Consider the following 18,016-nt stretch of genomic DNA (forward strand, 5'->3'; position numbering starts at 1 on the left):
CTGTGGATCGGTCGCCCGTACTGAGCTGGTCGAGCGAGCAGAAATCCGTACCGGGTGAGGCTCAGGATTTCGCCCCGCGCTGGCGGCTGTACATCCGGCCTTCGGCGACCAGCGCCAGCAGATTCGGATCGTGCTCGCGGTTGCGTTCAAAGACAATCGCGATGTTTTGCTGCATCTGATAGGGCTGCGCCAGCCGCAGCAGCTGTACCGAATTTTCATAAACTCGCTTCATCCGCCCCGGCAGCAGGGTAAAGCCCACTCCGGCCTGTACGAGGCTCAGCATCGAAAAGATATCATTCACCCGCGTGACGATCTCCGGCTCGTAGCCTGCAATGGCGAACGCCTCACGAAAGCCCTGCCAGGTAGCAAAACCCTCATCAAGGGAGACAAATTTCTCCGTGCGGAAATCGCGCAGATCGGCCTCCTGGCTGACATCCAGACCGGATGTGGCCGGTGCTGCGAGAAAAATATCATCCTCAAACAGCGGCAGCGTTTCCAGATGAGCGTGATTAATCTGCTCGCAGGATGTGGCGATCAGCACCGCGTCCAGCGACCCTTCCTCCAGACGGTTCAGCAGCATCTTATTCGAGCCCATCGTCAGCTCCAGCTCCAGATCCGGGCGGCGCAGCTTCATGCCCATAATCAGCTGTGGAATGGTCTCCAGGGTCAGCGAATAGAGCGTGCCCAGCCGCAGATTTCCCTGGCTCATTCCGGCCGTTTTTCGCGCCTCTTCCACGCCGCGTGACAGCAGGTCCAGCGCTTCCTGGCTGTACTCCCACAGCGTATGCGCGGCGGGCATCGGCACCAGATTGCGCCCCTGATGAATAAACAGCGGGCAGCGCAGGCTCTCTTCCAGGCTGTGCAGGGCGCGATGCACGCTGACGCTGCTGATCCCAAGCGCAGCCGCCGTACGGGCAAGATTGCCTCTTGTCATAAAGGCGATGAATATTTCCAGTTTACGAACGGTGATATCCGAATCGATGCTCATTTTGACCTGTTTCCGTTAGTCGCAATGTGGTGAGTTTAACGAGTCTATGATGAAGATGCGCGCCGGGTTTTACGCTTTGATGCGGCGAAATCCAGCCAGTACATTGCCATTTTCCCCTGATTTTCCCGCGCTTATCAACGGCGGTGAGCGGCAGCCGCTTCATTCTACCTGCTGTCACCGGGCTGTCATCTTTGCTCAGTATGTTCTAAGCCGTTGCTTTAATTGAACGGAGTCCGAGTGCCCGATGTCTGCGATCCTGATCGACAATCTGTGTAAATCCTTTGGCCAGCAGCCGGTGCTGCGCAATGTTTCGTTGCAGATTGAGCACGGGGAGTTTATCGCCGTTCTCGGGCCTTCCGGCTGCGGAAAAACCACGCTGCTGCGCACCATCGCCGGATTTGAAATCCCGGACTCCGGCACGATCGCCGTCGGCGATCGCACTTACAGCGCGCCGGGTCAACATCTGCCGCCCGAACAGCGCGAGCTGAGCGTCGTCTTCCAGAATTACGCCCTGTGGCCACATATGTCGGTGGCGGAAAACATCGAATACAGCCTGAAAGTGAAGGGCATGGATCGCGCCAATCGCCGTATCCGCGTGGATGCCGCACTGGAGCTGGTCGGGCTTAACGGCATGGGCGAACGCCGCCCGGCGGATCTCTCCGGCGGCCAACGCCAGCGCGTGGCGCTGGCGCGCTGCCTGGTCACGCGGCCGCAGCTGGTGCTGCTGGATGAGCCGCTGGCCAACCTTGACGTACATCTGCGCGCGGCGATGGAAGAAGAGTTTACCCGTTTTCATCATCACGCCGGTGCCACGCTGCTGTACATCACTCACGATCAGCACGAAGCGATGGCGCTGGCCGACCGTATCGTGGTGATGCAGGCGGGGCAGGTAATGCAGTTCGCCACCCCGCAGGAGCTTTACCGCCAGCCCGCCTGCGAAATGGTGGCACGATTCATTGATGATGGCCGGGTTGTGCCGGTTGGGGATATCGAACCCGACGGCCACGGCTTTGCCTGGGTCACGCTGTTTGGCCTACGGGTGAAGCTGCGCGCCAGCTCCACTCAGGCGGTACTGCCAAAAGGCAAAATCTGCCTGCACGCGGGCGATTTGCAGCGGGTTGCGATGGATGCGCCCGGCTTCGATGGCGAAGTCCGCCGGGTGATTTATCGTGGCGGCTACAGCCAGCTGGAAATTGAACCTTTGGGTGATCCGCAGTGCCGTCTGACCCTAATGCAGTCAGACGCCGCACCGCCGCGGGTCGGAGAACGTATAAAGCTGGCCGCCACCGACGGCTGGGTCATTCCGCACTAATTTCTTTTTCAATTCACTAAGGACTACAGATGCGTAGCACGGTAAAAATTCTGGCACTGCTGGCGTTCACCTCTCTGTCAGCCCAGGCGGCCGATGGAAAACTGGTGGTCTATACCTCGCAGGCGCCTGAAATCGCTCAGCAAACGATTGAAGCCTTTAAAGCCGCTAACCCCGGTATTGAGGTGAGCTGGACCCGCAACGGCACCACCCAGCTGATGAACGTGCTGCGTACCGAGATGATGAGCGGTGACGTGAAAGCCGATGTGCTGCTGGTAGCGGACTCCATCAACCTGGGCGCGCTGAAGAAAGAGGGCAAGCTGATGGCCTACGCGGATGCGCCGGTCAGCAATATCAGCCCGAATTTCTACGATAAAGATAAGACCTGGTTCGGCACTAAAATCATCGCCACGGTGATTGGCTACAACACGCAGAATGCGAAACCGGTTAACAGCTGGATGGCGCTGACCGATGCCAGCAATCGCGGCCAGGTGGCGGTACCCAGCCCGCTCTATTCCGGCGCGGCGCTCTACCATCTGCATACCGCCATCAACACCCCGACCATCGGCTGGGAATTTTATAAAAAGCTGGCTGCTAACGGCATCACCCCGGAAGGCGGTAACGGCCCGGCGCTGAAAGCGGTAGCCAGCGGCGTCGCTAAGTACGGGATCATTACCGATGCCGATCTGATCCGCGCGAAGAAACAGGGATCGCCGGTCGATCTGGTCTATCCGCAGGAAGGCGCGTCGTTTGTGACCGAACCGGTGGCGATCCTTGCCGGTGCGCATAACGTGCCTGCCGCCAAAGCCTTCGTTGACTTTATGCTGTCGGAAAAAGGCCAGCAGCTGGTAGCACAGCAGGGCAACCGCCCGATCGATAAACGCGTGGCGGCGCCGGAAGGCTTTGCGCCGATTGATTCGATCAAACTGCTGACGCTGGACAGCGATAAAGCCGTTAACGATGACGCCCAGGTGCGTGAGAAATTCACTGAAATCTTTGGCGGTTAACCGATGAGCGTATTGCCCGGTATGATGCGCAGCGCCCGTCACCCCCGTGCGATCCGCTGGCCCGGCAGCGAGCGGTGGATACTCTGGCTGCTGGCGATAATGATTGGCCTGCTTTCCATTGCGCCGCTGGCGCGGTTGATCTGGGCGGCCATTGCGCCGCAGGGGGTACCCGACACCGAGCGTTTGCTGCGGCTGTTGAATACGCCCCGGGTGCTGCGCGCTACCGGTAATACGCTGTTTATTGCGCTGGGTGCCACCGCGATCTCACTGCTGCTGGGAACCCTGGCGGCGTGGCTGGTGGCGCTGAGTGATATTCGCGCCAGGGCGGCGTGGGTCTTTGCCTTTATTCTGCCGCTGATGATCCCGCCGCAGGTGACCGCGCTGGCCTGGGTACAAGCGATGTCGCCCTCCGGACCGCTGATGAAACTGCTGGCCGGGCTGGGAGTGCCTCCCTTTGCCGGTCCGCCGCCGCTCTACTCGATGAGCGGTATTATCCTTTTACTCGGGCTGCACAATGCGCCGCTGGTGTTTCTGGCGGTGCGGGCTGGATTACAGCGTCTGCCGTCCGATCTGGTGGAAGCGGCAAAGATAGCCGGAGCCTCACCGCTCAGGGTGCTGTTAACCGTAATCCTGCCGCTGGCGCGCCCGGCCATTTTCGCCGGGGCTGCGCTCTCCTTCGTGGCCGCCGCCGGTAACTTCGGCATTCAGGCGATGCTGGGGATTCCTGCCAAAGTTCCCACGCTGATTACCCTGATCTATCAGCAGCTCAACAGCACCGGCCCCGGCGCGCTGCCCGATATGGCGGTGCTGTCGCTGCTGCTGGCAGCAATCACCCTGGCCGGAATGCTGATCAGCAGTCTGCTGGGCGGTCGGCGCGATGTTCGCGTTAGCGGCACGGCGCATGCGCTCACTCAGTCTCTTGGCCGCTGGCGACTGCCGGTAGAAGCGATTGCCTGGCTGCTGATGGCGCTGATCCTGCTGCTGCCGCTGTCGGCGCTGCTGACTACCTCGCTGACCCAGGGCTTCGGCCAGGCGCTGAACTGGCAGACGCTGACGCTGATTAACTACCGCAACGCGCTGTTTGACTATCCGGCAGTGCGCCACGCCTTTTTCACCAGCCTGTGGCTGACGGCGGTTGCGGCGGCGATCCTGACCCTGATGGCGCTGTTTATGGCCTGCTACCTCAGCTGGCGGCGCAGCCGCCTGGTGCGGGTGCTGCATCTCTCCAGCGAACTGGCCTATGCGCTGCCGGGCGTGGTGACCGGGATTGCCGCGCTGCTGTTCTTCCTGCGGCCGCTGCCGCTGGTCAACGTCAGCCTGTACGGCACGGTGTGGATTATCCTCGCCGCCTATCTTTCCAACTTCCTTGCGCTGGTGCTGCGCCCGACGCTGGCGGGCTTTGCCCGCGTGGAGCGCTCGCTGGATGAGGCGGCACAGCTGGCCGGGGCGGGCTTCCTGCGGCGCATGCGCGACATCCTGCTGCCGCTGGTGGCACCGTCGGCGATTGCCGGGGCGATCCTGGTGTTTCTTACCGCGCTGAACGAAATCCAGGTTTCTATCCTGCTGGTGACGTCCTCCACCCAGACGCTGGGGCCGACCATCGTCTTCCTGGATGAAGGCGGATCGTCGACGCTGGCGGCGGCGGTGGGTTGCCTGATGATCCTGGTGGTGGTGGGGCTGATGCTGCTGGCCTCCTGGTGTGCGCGCAGGCACAAGGGCGTTCTGCCGTGGCAGGTTTAAAGCTAACGCGGCCGGTTTTTGACAAGATTTATGACAGGATGCGGGAATCTGTATCGGAATATGTTTTGCCATAAAAGTGCCATATAGCGGGTCTAGTCTGCGGGCGACAGGGTTAACTTATTGATGATAATGAGGATGATTTATGCGCTTTCGTCTTACGCTTCTTGCCGCTTCGCTACTGATTGGCCCGCTGGCACAGGCCAAAACCGCCGCAGAGCTGCCGCAGATTGCGGCCATCGCCAACACCACAACCCCGGCCAGCAGCAGCCCGGCGGTCGTCGCCCTGGAAGGCTCGGTACAGACCGCGCTGATTAACAGCATCAAGGGTGATAGCAGTACTCTGGCGCGTAGCCAGCTGGAAACGGCAAAGCAGGGCGGTAAGCAGGTCGATAAAGCCTGGCTGCAGGCCAGCGGCTATGACTTCGGTAAAAAGGCCAATCAGCAGGCGGGGATTGCGCTGCTGAGCGCCTTCAGCACGCTGCCGGAGGCGACGCTGGCACAGAACCTGGCAACGGTAGAAAACATCAACCTGAACGCCACCGACGGCGCACGCCGCCAGGCGCTGGTGGATGCCGAAGGGCAGAACTACCTCTATTTCCTCGCCGATGCGCTGGGGCCAAAGCTGGGTGAGGCGTTTATCCGCGCCTATGATAAAGGCGAGCTGGGCAAGGCGGCGGCGCTGCTGAAGGCCAGTGAAGTCAGTACCAGCGAAGCGAAGAAGCACTTTGACTATAAGCGCCCGTTCCTGATCCCCGGCAACACCATTCACCTGGTGCCGGACAGCGCGGTTGCCAAAGACGGCCATCCTTACACCGCCGACGGCGGCTCGTTCCCCAGCGGTCATACCAATACCGGCTACACCGATGCGCTGCTGATGGCACAGATGCTGCCGGAGCGCTATGTGCCGCTGATCGATCGCGGTGCGCGCTACGGTTATTCGCGCATTGTTCTGGGCGTTCACTATCCGCTGGATGTGATGGGTTCAAGAATGGTGGCGGAGCGCAACGTGGCGCACTACCTCAACGATCCGCGCTACCGCGAACTGTTCGATGCCGCGAAGCAGCAGCTGCGCAGCGCGCTGGAGAAAGAGTGCGGGACGTCGCTGCGCGAGTGCGCGAAGGTGCCAGCACAGGATGACCCGTATGCCGCTAAAGCGATGCAGACCTTCTATCGCTTTACGATGACTTATAATCTGCCTGCCGCGAAGGTGAAAGCCTCGCCGCTCGTTGTTCCTGAAGGGGCTGAAGTTCTGCTGGAAGCGCCGCTGCCGAACCTTAGCGCCGCCCAGCGCCGCCAGCTGATGGTACGCACCGCGCTGGCGGATGGCTATCCTCTCTCCGGCGACGCGTCGCAGAGCTTCTGGCAGCGTCTGAATCTGCATGACGCGGTGAAGGCGGCGGGCCGGTAAGTCTGCCGAGCACCGGATACGAATTAACCTGATGTTTTATCATGCTAATGATGTAGTCTGAATGGGCAGAGAATGCAGACGGCAACCTGTTGTTGTTGTCTGCATTGACTAACCCTAATGCGGTCCGTGGCCGCCAGAGAGAGTACAACATCAATGAGCGAATCCGGCACAACCCTCCGTATCGAACCCTACAGTGCAAAACATCAGGCAGCAGTTATTGATTTAATCCTGCCGATTCAGACTAACGAATTCAGCATTCCGATTACCGCAGAGCAGCAGCCCGATCTTAACGATATCGAAAACTTCTATCAGCAGGGCCACGGCCAGTTCTGGCTGGCGCTGGTGGACGATCGCGTGGTTGGCTGTATTGCGCTGAAGGATATTGGCAATCGCCAGGCGGCGCTGCGCAAAATGTTTGTGGCGGCTGAATATCGCGGTAAGGCTTACGGGACCGGGCTGGCGCTGCTGAATGTATTACTGGCCTATGGCCGCGAGCAGGGCTTAAGCGATATCTTCCTCGGCACCACCGCGCTGTTCCTTGCCGCACATCGCTTCTATGAGAAAAACGGTTTTACGGAAATCACCGTGCCCGAGCTGCCAGCTTCCTTCCCGGTAATGAAGGTGGACACTAAATTCTATCGCTACACCTTTTAATACCGTCATCTAATGAAATTTTTTGACACATCTTGTTTTAACTTTCATCGCCACGTAGCATGCCCCTGCAAGACTTAAATTGAGAATAATTATCATTTTCCTTGTGGGGTTTATCATGACGATTTGGGGTAAAACGGGCATTCTGCTGGCCGGGCTGATCGCCTCTGCCAGCCTGTGGGCTGCGCCATTTGTGGTTGAAGATGTTAGTGGCCGTAAGGTTGAAATTAAATCGGAAGTGAAGAGGGTGATCCTGGGTGAAGGGCGGCAGATCTATCTGCTGGCGGCTTTCGATACCGAGGCGCCTTTTCAGCGCGTAGTGGGATGGCGTGACGATTTGCCGAAGGCGGATTTCGACAGCTACCAGATCTATGCAGAGAAATACCCGCAGATTAAAAAGCTGCCGACCTTTGGTGGGGCAAAGGACGGTACGTTTAACGTTGAGCAGGCGCTGACCCTGAAGCCCGATCTGGTGCTGATGAACCTGGAATCGAAAGCGGCAACCGACGAGTCGAAGCTGACCGAAAAACTCGACAAGCTGGGCATCCCGGTGGTGTTTATCGACTTCCGCGAAAAGCCGTTTGAGAATGCCGAAAAAAGCATTCGCATTATGGGCCAGCTGGTGGGTAAACCCGAGCGCGCCGAAGAGATCGTCGCCTTCCGCCAGCAGCAGATCGATATCGTGACCGACCGCCTGAAAAACTTCACCGGTAAGCGTCCGAAGGTGATGCTGGATCGCGCCGGTGGCTACACCGAAGAGTGCTGCATGTCGTTTGGCGATGAGAACTTTGGCCGCATGGTTGAAGTGGCTGGCGGCATCAATATTGCCAAAGGGCTGATCCCCGGTACCTTCGGTACCCTGAACCCCGAGCAGATTATCGCCGCGCGCCCTGATGTGGTGATTGTGACCGGCGCTAACTGGAAGAATTACAACACCGCCGGTGGCTGGGTAGGCGTGGGTCCGGGGGCGGATATCGCGGAAGCAACAAAACGCTTAACGGCGCTGATGGCGCGTCCGGCATTCCATACTCTGCCGGTGGCCACCAACGGCAATGCGCACGCGATCTGGCACCAGTTCTACGACAGCCCTTATCAGTTTGTGGCGATCCAGGCGATTGCGAAATGGCTGCACCCTGAGCTGTTCAAGGATATCGATCCGGATGCCACCTTCCGTGAATTCCATCAGCGTTTCCTGCCGGTAGCTTACAAACCGGGCTATTGGGTGACGTTACCTGCCAGCCACTAATTAGCGGCCACTAAACAAAGGGTGCTTTTGGCACCTTTTGTTCAATAACTTAGAAATCAATATCTTGGCAGGGAAATTCTTTATTATCGTTATTCCGCTCATATCCATTAACACTTCGCACTGAACTGCCACCTTTTTCTCCCCTATTTTATCTCCAGGACGATGTCACTGTTCTCTCCCTGCTGCTTACTATACCCGGCAGGAGAACGGTGTCGTTTCAGGCATTATGGACAGGTTTAACAGGGAGTGAGCCATGAAAATCTCTATCCGGCGATGGTTATCAGCTCTGTTCATCATCGTATCGGCCACTCTGCATGCGGGAAGCGATTCGCAGGAGGAAGAGCTGCTGCACGACGATGGCCTTATGGTCTGTGGCGATCCCAGCGAGCCCGTTCCGCAGACCAGCCAGCATCCTGGCAAGGTGGATCTGAAAGCGATAGCGGTATATTTGAAAAGCCTGGTCAGTGACGCTCCTCCTGCTTCTTCGCCAGTTGAAAGCGATTATGCAGAATAAAAAAAGCCACTCTCAATGAGAGTGGCCTGTGAGTCTGTTCGCGGATGTGCTTGATCCGCTTAATACCGTCGATCAGTCGGCAGTGTGCGCGCCCGGCTCGCCCATTTTTTTCAAATCTTTGTCGAGGAAGAACAGTGCCTGGCCGCTGTTGCCAACCAGAGCCAGTTTGTCCAGCACGGATTTGAACAGCTTCTCTTCTTCGTGCTGCTCGGCAACATACCACTGCAGGAAGTTAAAGGTTGAATAATCCTGGGTGGTGATCGCCGCATGGGCCAGTTCGTTGATCTTCGAAGTGATCAGCTGCTCGTGCTGATAGGCCTGCTCCAGCACTTCACCCAGTGAGTTAAAGGTAACTGGAGGTGCATCAATAGTGCCCAGCACCGGCATCGCACCGGTATCGCTCAGGTAATTAAACAGGCGCTGCATGTGCTGCATCTCTTCTACAGAGTGCTCACGCAGGAATGCGGCGGCACCGTCAAAACCCTTATCGTTGGCCCAGGCGCTCATCTGCAGGTAGAGGTTGGCAGAGTAGAATTCCAGATTCAGCTGATCGTTCAGCTTGGCGGTCATTTCATTGGTCAGCATGGTGACTCCTTAAAATTATTATTAACTGTGGATGACAGGTGATTTCTGCGCATTATGCACCCATCCATAGAAAATAAAAACCGTTTATTATAGCAAAAGCTAAATTTATTTTAGATGATCTAACTCAATGATTTTGTGTATGTTTTATTTTTACTTTAAATATAATTCGTTCAGTTTTTTAAATAAGTTTGATAACCATTCTTATTAATAATTACATAACTTGTTGGTAGCGAAATGAGAATTAATATCTTTAAGAATATTCTGTGCATGGATTAATTCTAGTTGAATAAGAGGCTTCTGCCACAGGGCAGAAGCCAGGTATTATCGCCGCTAAGAGACGGTGCTAGAAATATCCTTAAGGATCAGATCGGCAGCGCGTTCTGCGATCATAATGGTCGGCGCATTGGTATTGCCGCTGGGGATCTGCGGGAATATGCTGCAATCCGCAACGCGCAGCCCGCTGATGCCGTGAACGCGCAGCTTTAAATCCACCACTGAAGTCGCCGGATACGGGCCCATTCGGCAGGTGCCAATCGGATGATAGACGGTTTTAATGTCGTCGAGGATGAAATTGGTGATGGCGTTGATGTCGTCTTCTTTCACCTCGTTCAGATGTAAAATATGCCCGACAATCGATTGCAGTGACGGGCTGCGCAGCAGGCGAAGCCCTGTCTGAACGGCCCGAATCTGTCCTGCCAGGTCCGCCGGATCGCTAAGATAACCGGCATCAATCGCCAGTTCATCGCTCGGATTACTGCTGTTCAGCCGGACCTCTCCGCGCGATTTACTCGGTAAATAGCCGACCTTCAACGTAATGCCGTGTTCGCTACCGGCGGGGTTTGCCCCCGGTCCGTTTTCAAAATTATCCAGAACCGGCAGGAAGTGCACCTGTACGTCGGAGCGACCGCTGCCTGTGGTGTCTATCAGCGCGCCGCCCTCCAGGATGTTGCTGGTAAGCAGGCCGCCGCGGAAGAACTGCCACTGGGCGAAGTTTCTTACCGCCCGCAGACCTTTGTCCTCGCCCCACATACTGTTACCGGTGGTGACGGTAGCGTTCAGCGACATATGCAGATGGTCCTGATAATACTTACCGACTGGCAGATCGGCACAGGTAACAATGCCCACGCTGTCGAGATGTTTTTGCGGCCCAATGCCGGATAGCATCAGTATTTTTGCGCTGCCGAAGGCTCCGGCACTGAGGATCACCTCCCGGCGGGCATAGGCCAGGCATTGCTGTTTACCGTGCGTATGGTAAACCACTCCGCTTGCGTGGCTGCCTTCCAGAATAAGATGCTGTACTTCAGCATCGGTAATCGTGGTCAATTGCGGATTGTTTTTTACTCGATCGAGATAAGCGCGCGAGGTACTGGCGCGTTCCCCATGGTGAGTGGTGGTCTGCCACAGGCCAACGCCTGCGGGCGCGCCGTCGTTGAAGTCGTTCACGTAGGGCAGGCCCTGTTCCTGTCCGGCACGGACAAAAGCATCCGTCAGCGGATGGCGAAACTGGTTTTCACTGACGCTTAGCGGCCCCCGCTGAGCGTGATAGGTTCCGCTCAGGCACTCATTGTTTTCTGCTTTTCGAAAGAAGGGGAGCAGATCGTTAAAGCTCCAGCCACGGCAGCCATATTCCTCCGCCCAGTCGTCATAATCCTGCGGCTGGCCGCGTAGATAAATCATACCGTTGACGGAGCTGCCGCCGCCCAGCACGCGGCCTTGAGCGACCTGCATCACGCGTTTATTAACATGCTGTTGGGGAAGCGTACGGTAGGGCCAGCGGGTTTTAGGGGAGAGTTTTACCAATCCGGCGGGCATTTTGTGGAACAGGCTGTTATCACGGCCGCCCGCTTCCAGCAGCAGGACGCTGCCTGCCTGGGCCTCAATCAATCGTGAGGCGATCACGCATCCTGCGGAACCGCCACCGATGATAATGTAGTCAAATTGCTGCTCTGCCATAGTTTATCTCCTGAAAGCGACGATTTGCGTCGTCAAAACATCCGATGTACTTCAGGAGTTAAACTACGTTTCACTCGGGGTGAATGGCTAATTTAAACGTGCGGATCAGAAATCCATTTTTACCGTGAACTGCACTTCGCGCGGATCGCCAATCTGATTAGAGAGATTATTTGTCGCGATAGACGAGGTGTAGTACGTTTTGTCGAAGATATTCTTGACGTTAACCTGCAGCGTGACAGGATGTTCTGCTTTGATTTTGTAAGAAGCAAATGCATCGGCAACCGCATATCCCTGCAGGGAATAATCCTCGCCGTTGTCGCCGGAGCGACGGCTAACAGCATGGCCCCCACCGCCAACGGTCAGCGTATTGCCGTCATACACGTTGTGGAAGTCGTAAGTCAGGAACAGCGATCCGGTATGGCGCGGCACATTAGGCAGCATTTTCCCTTTGTAATCCGGATCTTCCATGACTTTGGCATCGGTATAGCCATAGCTGGCGATGACGTTAATATTCTGCGTCAGCGCACCGGCGACATCCACCTCGACCCCGCGTGAACGCACCCGTCCGGCGGTTTTCGCTACGCTCTCATCGTTAATGGTTTCGGTATACAGCACGTTGTTTTTATTAATATTAAACAGGGTGACGTTAGCCGTTACGCCGTCAAACAGATCGAACTTGGCACCGGCTTCCCACGCGGTGGCGGTTTCCGGCGGCAGCTCGCCAATGTAGCTGGCAATCGAGTACTGCGGCATAAACGAACGTGAGACGTTAGCGAATAGCGAGATACCCGGCGTGGCTTTATACACCAGGCCAAACTTCGGCACCCAGGCATTGTCGGTGCTGTCGGTATTGGTGTTAAACGGACGGCCCTTACCGGCGTATTCGGTAAAGTACTGATAGCGCAGGGCGCTGACCGCAATCCATTTATCGGTCAGATACAGAGAGTCCTGCACGTAGGCCGAGTAGCTGACCTGCTGAATGGTCTGGTCGCTGTCCGAGGCGGAGACCGTGGTGCATTTACCGGTCGAACCGTAGGACGGATTGTAGATATTGAAGTCCTGCACGTTCTTACAGCGGATCATATCGGTGCGCAGCAGATCGTAGTTCTCGTACGCCACCCCGGTCAGGATCTCGTTATACAGGCCGCCAATCACCACGTCGCCCTGCAGATCGAAGCGCGCCGAGTGCTGACGCTGGGTCGATCCCTGCGTGGCGTCAACGCGGCGGGTCAGGTTGCCGGTGGTGGCGTCATAGGCCATCACGCGTGCCTGATTATCGCTGTATTTATCCTGGCTGAAGCTGTAGTCAAACTTCGCCGTCCACTGATTGTTGATGCGGTATTCGGCGTTCAGCTGCGCAAGATCCGATTCACCGTCGGTGATGTTGTACTCTTCATCAAAGCGGGTTTCACGGCTTACATTCACCGCGTGGCCGGTATTGAGATCGAAGATGGTGCCGCGATCGAACGGCGTGCTGTAGTTACGATGGGCATAAGAGACATTGACCGTCGCATCGTCGCCAAACCAGGTCAGGGACGGGGTAATAAAGCTGCTGCGCTCCTTGCCGAAGTTGCGCCAGTAATCTTCGTGCTGATAGGAACCAATCAGGCGATACGCCAGGTTAGTGCCTTCGATCGGCCCGGTCAGGTCCACCGTACCGGTGCCGCCGCCAAAGCTGGTGGAGGTTGCCGAAACGGAGCCGCCGAAGGTGCGTTCCGGGCGCTTGGTGATCACGTTTATCAACCCGCCCGGATCGAGGATGCCGTAAAGCGTTGAAGCCGGGCCTTTCAGCACTTCAACCCGTTCGGTAGCGGCGTTGAAGCTGCGTGGCAGGACGGTTTTCAGGCCGTTAGTCAGCACGGAACCATCGCGGTTACTGCCGAAGCCACGGCGCACAAAGGCATCCTGCGTGCCGCCCAGAGTGTTGGTCTGCACCACGTTGCTGACGTTGTTAAGCACTTCATCCAGCGTGGTGGAGTGCTGATCTTCAATTACGCGATCGCTGACGGTATTCACCACCTGCGGGATATCCAGCAGCGGCATATTGGTCAGGGTGGCTGTAGTGGAATTCAGTGGCTGATAGCCTGAGGTCATGGTTTTGTCGGCATCGGCAACGCTGGCCTCCACCGTCATCGTTCCCGCATCCTTCGTTGTTTTGTCGCTGCTGCTGGCCGCAGCGGGGGCTTCTGCCGCCATTGCTACCGAAGAGGCCAGCGTGCCGATGAAGATCGCTGAAAACAGCGCATAACCCTTTTTCCCCAGAAAAGAAGGCTTTAACTCAGTCATTTAATTTTTACCCTGCACGTGTCTCATCTGCGTTGCTGAGATGAGAGGAGTTTTCGTATTCATTGCCCGATTGATTGCGATTAACGCTGCCTACCCGTTAGCCCGTTGAATGGGGCCGGATATGTAATTGAGAATCATTCAAACATGCTGATATGTAGTAGTAAACGCAAAAATAAGGAAAAAATCATGCAGGATTTTTAACGCCGGGTTGTCACATTTCCTGTCCGGTTATTATTTTTTAATTTATTGATAATAGTGATTAATTAAAAAATTTATCTTTCCTGAAAATTCCATAAAATCACGAAGTGAGATGTTTTAATAAGCACCGCATTAATTCTTGACTACTACATTCATTCTACGCATGATCGAGAAAGATAATGAGAGTTATTTTTATTTGAGACTTACGCGCGCGCTGGCCGGGAGCCACGCCGTTGCGGTGCAGGAGTAGTCAATGCCACAGCGGGTGGAGCAGAGTGCGGGCGAGAATATAGCCCGGCAGCAGGGGATCGAGCTGGATCGGCTGTCGGCCGGATACGGAAAGCAGATAATCGTTGATGATATCAGTTTGACGATCCCGGCGAAGAAAATGACCGTGCTGGTCGGCGCTAACGGTTCGGGGAAATCTACCCTGCTGACCACCATTGCACGGATGCTGACTCCCCTTGGCGGCAGCGTGCTGCTGGATGGCAAAAGCATTCACCAGCAGCCGACTAAAGCCGTTGCCCGTCAGCTGGGCATGCTGCCGCAGTCGCCGCTGTTGCCGGAAGGGCTGACGGTGTTTGAGCTGGTTTCCCGTGGCCGCTACCCGTGGCAGAACTTTATGCGCCAGTGGTCGGATGCGGATGAAGCGGCGGTTGAGCAGGCGTTACAGCTTACCGGCACCGCCGAATTTGCCCATCAGTCGGTGGACAGCCTCTCCGGCGGTCAGCGGCAGCGCTGCTGGATCGCGATGGCGCTGGCGCAGCAAACCCAAACCATTCTGCTGGATGAACCCACCACCTTCCTCGATCTGCGCTATCAGGTGGAGATCCTCGAACTGCTGCACGATCTGACCCGGCTGCATGGCCGTACCGTGGTCGTGGTGCTGCACGATCTTAACTTCGCCGTGAACTACGCCGACATGCTGGTGTTTATGAAGCAGGGGCGTCTGCTCGGCGTGACCGGTGAAGATGAAAACTGCACGCCGGAGATGATTAAAGCTGCCTTTGATGTCGATGTGCAGATGTCGATCAACCCGCTGACGCAGAAACCGTTCTTTATGCCGTTCCGCCGTCGCGATGGCCAGCGCTGATGCGTAGTCGGCCCCATTCCATTCATCGCCACCCGCTGCGCCCCGCGCTGGCGTTGCCGATTCTGCTTTGCCTGCTGCTGATCGGCGCGGTGATACATCTGGGCCTTGGCGCGCGTTACATCGGCCCCTCAACCGTGCTACAGGCGCTACTGCACTTCGATCCGCGCAGCTTCGACCATAAGGTGATTGTGGAGCTGCGGCTGCTGCGGCTGGTCGCGGCCCTGCTGACCGGCGCGGCGCTGGGTGTGGCCGGGCTGTTGCTACAGGCGGTGATCCGTAACCCGCTGGGCGAGCCGCATATTCTTGGGCTGAACGCCGGTGCGGCGCTGGCGGTGGTGATCGCCTCGGCGATTGGCGGCGGCTGGGGCGGTTTGCTGGCCAGCCGCCCGCTGGTGGCCGCCTGCGGTGCCGCCGCGCTGTTTGCGGTGGTGATGCTGCTGGCCTCCGCCGGGCGCAGCGGGTTGACGCCGCTCAAGGTGACGCTGTGCGGCGTTGCGCTCTCTGCTTTTGCCTCCTCGGTGACCGCCGCAATCCTGATCCTGGACGAGCAGACGCTGCTGGAAATGCGTACCTGGCTGGCTGGCGATCTCGCCGGGCTGAGCTGGTCCGTGACCGCCGCCGCCGCGCTGCCTGCGCTGGTTGGTATGCTGCTGGCGCTGGCGATTGCACCACGGCTTAACGTGCTGGCGCTGGGCGATCAGGTGGCCAGCGGGCTGGGGGTGAATATCGCTCGTACCCGCTTAATCGGACTGATCGCGGCCGCTCTGCTATGTGGAGCGGCGGTTTCAGTGGCCGGTCCGATTGGCTTTATCGGGCTGGTGGTGCCGCACGTCGTGCGGAGGCTGATGACCGATGATATCCGCCTGGCGGTGCCGCTCTCGGCGCTGGGCGGGGCGCTGCTGCTGCTGCTGGCCGATCTGGTGGCGCGCGTGCTGATCGCTCCCCAGGAGCTGGCAACCGGCGTGATGACCGCGCTGGTCGGTGCACCGGTATTTATCTTTATTGCTGCCAGGTACTTCAAATGAAAATTACCGCGCAACGGCTGGGGTTTCATCGCCTGAGGCTGGGGCAGTTCACGCTGCTGCTGCGCCCGCGTCTGTTGCTGCTGGGCCTGCTGCTGGCAGCCGTGGCGCTGCTGCTGGCGGTGTTCGGCATCACTCAGGGATCGCTGCCCGTTCCCGCTTCGGACATTGGCCGGGCGCTGTTTTACCCGCAGCAGCTGAGTGCGCAGCAGCACTATATCGTCTGGGATATTCGCCTGCCGCGCCTGCTGATGGCGCTGCTGAGCGGAGCGATGCTGGGGATGGCCGGGGCGGCGATGCAGTCGATCACCCGTAACGGTCTGGCCGATCCGGGGCTGATCGGCGTGAAGGAGGGGACCAGCGCGGTGGTGCTGGTGCTGATCCTGCTGTTTCCTTCCCTTAGCCTGCTGTGGCGGCCGCTGGCCGGGATGGCGGGCGGGCTGCTGGTGGCGCTGATCGTGGTGCTGCTGGCGCGCGACTTCTCGCGGCCGCGTTTTATTCTGATCGGCATCGGCGTTTCCTGGGCGTTTGCTGCCGGAATCGGGGTGTTTATGACCACCGCCGACGTGCGCGACGTGCAGACCGCGCTGGTGTGGATGGCGGGCAGCCTGCACGCCGCCACCTGGTCGCTGCTGGCGGTGGCGTTCTGCTGGGCGCTGCCGGGGGCGCTGATCCTGTTCCTGACCGCCCGTGCATCGGACGTGGCGCTGCTCGGTGACCAGTCCGCTACCGGGCTGGGGGTAAGGCTCAGGCGGCTGTCGCTGATACGCTTCTGCGCCCCGGTGCTGCTGACCGCCGCCAGCGTATCCTGCGTTGGCAGCCTGGGTTTTGTCGGGCTGATCGCACCGCACATGGCGCGCTTTCTGCTGCGCGGCGGCCAGGTAGCGCTGCTCAGCGGCAGCGCGCTGCTGGGCGCACTGCTGGTTCTGCTGACGGATTCTATCGGGCGGCTGGCATTTGCCCCGCTGCAAATTCCGGCGGGGATTGTGATGGCGCTGGTGGGCGGTCCGTTCTTTCTTCTGCTGCTGTGGCGTCGTCGTGACGCGTTGTAAAACCCTGAGGATGGCTATGCGCCTGCTACTTTCCCTGTTGTTTCTGACCTGCCTGAGCGCCACCGCTGCCGAACCGACGCAGCAGTTTACCGACGATCTGGGCCGTACCGTCACCGTGCCGCTGCATCCGCAGCGTATCGTTTCACTGCACGATCTGGATATCACTATTCCGCTAATCGAGCTGGGCGTGCCGCCGGTCGCCAGCCACGGTCGAACCCGCGCGGACGGCTCGCATTTCCTGCGTTCCAGCGGGCTGCTGACCGGGGTGGACTTCGACAATTCATCGATCCAGTTTATCGGCACCGCCGATATGGATATTGAAGCCATCGCCGCCGCAAAGCCCGATCTGATCATCACCGAACCCAGCCGCAACACCGCCATTGAACAGCTGGAAAAGATTGCCCCAACGGTCAGTATTGACCATCTGGTAGGCGGCGCGCCGCGTATCTACAGCAAGCTGGCGCAGCTGACCGGCAGTCAGAAGCAGCTGGCAATCCTCGAGCGCCGCTACCAGGAGCAGATCAAACAGCTGAAGCTGATGGTGGATACTCAGCACATCACCGTCTCGGTGATCCAGGCAAACAAGGGCAAAATAACCGTTCATCATACCTATCGTGCGCTGGGCCGCGTACTGCGCGATGCCGGATTCCGCTTCCCGCCGCTGATTGACAGCATCCCGGACGGCGACCGTATTGAGGTCAGCGCCGAGCGGCTGCCGGAGCTGGACGCTGATTATATTTTCGATACCTGGCGTTCCGACACCGGTGGGAAACCGCAGGAAGAGCTGGACGCGATGAACGCGATTATGCCCGGCTGGTGCGAGTTCCTGAACGCCTGCCGCAGCGGTCATTACATTCTGCTGCCGCGTGAAGAGACCATCTCCAACTCCTTTGCGGCGCTGAGCCTGATGGTGGCGCAGGTACAGTCGCATATCGCCGGGCGCCCGATGCCAGTGGCGAAATAA

At 58.0% G+C, this 18,016-nt stretch carries 15 protein-coding genes; 11 read left to right on the forward strand and 4 right to left on the reverse strand.

Annotated elements, in window-relative coordinates; genetic code table 11:
- Positions 1–61 precede the first annotated feature (61 nt).
- Entirely contained in the window at positions 62–988 is a 927-nt protein-coding gene (locus JOE09_RS12080) for a LysR family transcriptional regulator (protein ID WP_205065935.1), read from the reverse strand.
- 244 nt (positions 989–1,232) lie between these two features.
- Here JOE09_RS12080 and JOE09_RS12085 point away from each other — a divergent pair, with 244 nt between their 5' ends.
- From JOE09_RS12085 to JOE09_RS12115, 7 genes are all read left to right on the forward strand, one after another.
- A complete protein-coding gene (locus JOE09_RS12085; protein WP_205065936.1) occupies positions 1,233–2,300 on the forward strand; it encodes an ABC transporter ATP-binding protein in 1,068 nt (355 codons plus the stop codon).
- A gap of 29 nt (positions 2,301–2,329) precedes the next feature.
- Positions 2,330–3,304 carry an ABC transporter substrate-binding protein gene (locus tag JOE09_RS12090; RefSeq protein ID WP_105592476.1) on the forward strand — a complete coding sequence of 325 codons (975 nt, stop codon included), beginning with the start codon at positions 2,330–2,332 and terminating at the stop codon, positions 3,302–3,304.
- Between the two features lie 21 nt (positions 3,305–3,325).
- Entirely contained in the window at positions 3,326–5,044 is a 1,719-nt protein-coding gene (locus tag JOE09_RS12095) for an ABC transporter permease (RefSeq protein ID WP_239553069.1), read from the forward strand.
- Positions 5,045–5,186: 142 nt separating this feature from the next.
- Positions 5,187–6,452, forward strand: coding sequence for an acid phosphatase (locus tag JOE09_RS12100; RefSeq protein ID WP_205065938.1), 1,266 nt, complete (start codon positions 5,187–5,189; stop codon positions 6,450–6,452).
- Positions 6,453–6,605: 153 nt separating this feature from the next.
- Entirely contained in the window at positions 6,606–7,106 is a 501-nt protein-coding gene (locus tag JOE09_RS12105; RefSeq protein WP_105592473.1) for a GNAT family N-acetyltransferase, read from the forward strand.
- Positions 7,107–7,221: 115 nt separating this feature from the next.
- Positions 7,222–8,349, forward strand: coding sequence for an ABC transporter substrate-binding protein (locus tag JOE09_RS12110; protein WP_205065939.1), 1,128 nt, complete (start codon positions 7,222–7,224; stop codon positions 8,347–8,349).
- A 253-nt stretch (positions 8,350–8,602) separates the two neighbouring features.
- On the forward strand, positions 8,603–8,863 hold the full coding sequence (locus JOE09_RS12115) for a hypothetical protein (RefSeq protein ID WP_205065940.1): 261 nt from the start codon (positions 8,603–8,605) through the stop codon (positions 8,861–8,863).
- A gap of 72 nt (positions 8,864–8,935) precedes the next feature.
- Here JOE09_RS12115 and ftnA read toward each other — a convergent pair whose 3' ends face one another.
- From ftnA to JOE09_RS12130, 3 genes are all read right to left on the reverse strand, one after another.
- Entirely contained in the window at positions 8,936–9,448 is a 513-nt protein-coding gene (gene ftnA, locus JOE09_RS12120) for a non-heme ferritin (RefSeq protein WP_205065941.1), read from the reverse strand.
- A 330-nt stretch (positions 9,449–9,778) separates the two neighbouring features.
- Entirely contained in the window at positions 9,779–11,401 is a 1,623-nt protein-coding gene (locus JOE09_RS12125; RefSeq protein ID WP_205065942.1) for a GMC family oxidoreductase, read from the reverse strand.
- A gap of 105 nt (positions 11,402–11,506) precedes the next feature.
- Positions 11,507–13,597, reverse strand: coding sequence for a TonB-dependent siderophore receptor (locus JOE09_RS12130; RefSeq protein ID WP_420830648.1), 2,091 nt, complete (start codon positions 13,595–13,597; stop codon positions 11,507–11,509).
- Positions 13,598–14,138: 541 nt separating this feature from the next.
- On the opposite strand from JOE09_RS12130, the gene JOE09_RS12135 reads away from it, so the two are divergent.
- From JOE09_RS12135 to JOE09_RS12150, 4 genes are read left to right on the forward strand one after another with little or no spacing between them, the layout of a single operon-like run.
- Positions 14,139–14,978 (forward strand): ABC transporter ATP-binding protein, encoded by an 840-nt coding sequence (locus JOE09_RS12135; protein WP_205065944.1) that lies wholly within the window; start codon positions 14,139–14,141, stop codon positions 14,976–14,978.
- The gene (locus JOE09_RS12140) at positions 14,978–16,003 is read left to right on the forward strand and encodes a FecCD family ABC transporter permease (RefSeq protein WP_205065945.1); all 1,026 of its coding nucleotides are present in this window, start codon (positions 14,978–14,980) and stop codon (positions 16,001–16,003) included. Before JOE09_RS12135 ends, JOE09_RS12140 begins: the two co-directional genes overlap by 1 nt.
- Positions 16,000–17,052, forward strand: coding sequence for a FecCD family ABC transporter permease (locus tag JOE09_RS12145; protein ID WP_205065946.1), 1,053 nt, complete (start codon positions 16,000–16,002; stop codon positions 17,050–17,052). Before JOE09_RS12140 ends, JOE09_RS12145 begins: the two co-directional genes overlap by 4 nt.
- Before the next feature lie 16 nt (positions 17,053–17,068).
- Positions 17,069–18,016 (forward strand): iron-siderophore ABC transporter substrate-binding protein, encoded by a 948-nt coding sequence (locus JOE09_RS12150; protein ID WP_105592464.1) that lies wholly within the window; start codon positions 17,069–17,071, stop codon positions 18,014–18,016.

The sequence above is a fragment of the Pantoea coffeiphila genome, from assembly GCF_016909495.1.
Lineage (GTDB): Bacteria > Pseudomonadota > Gammaproteobacteria > Enterobacterales > Enterobacteriaceae > Erwinia > Erwinia coffeiphila.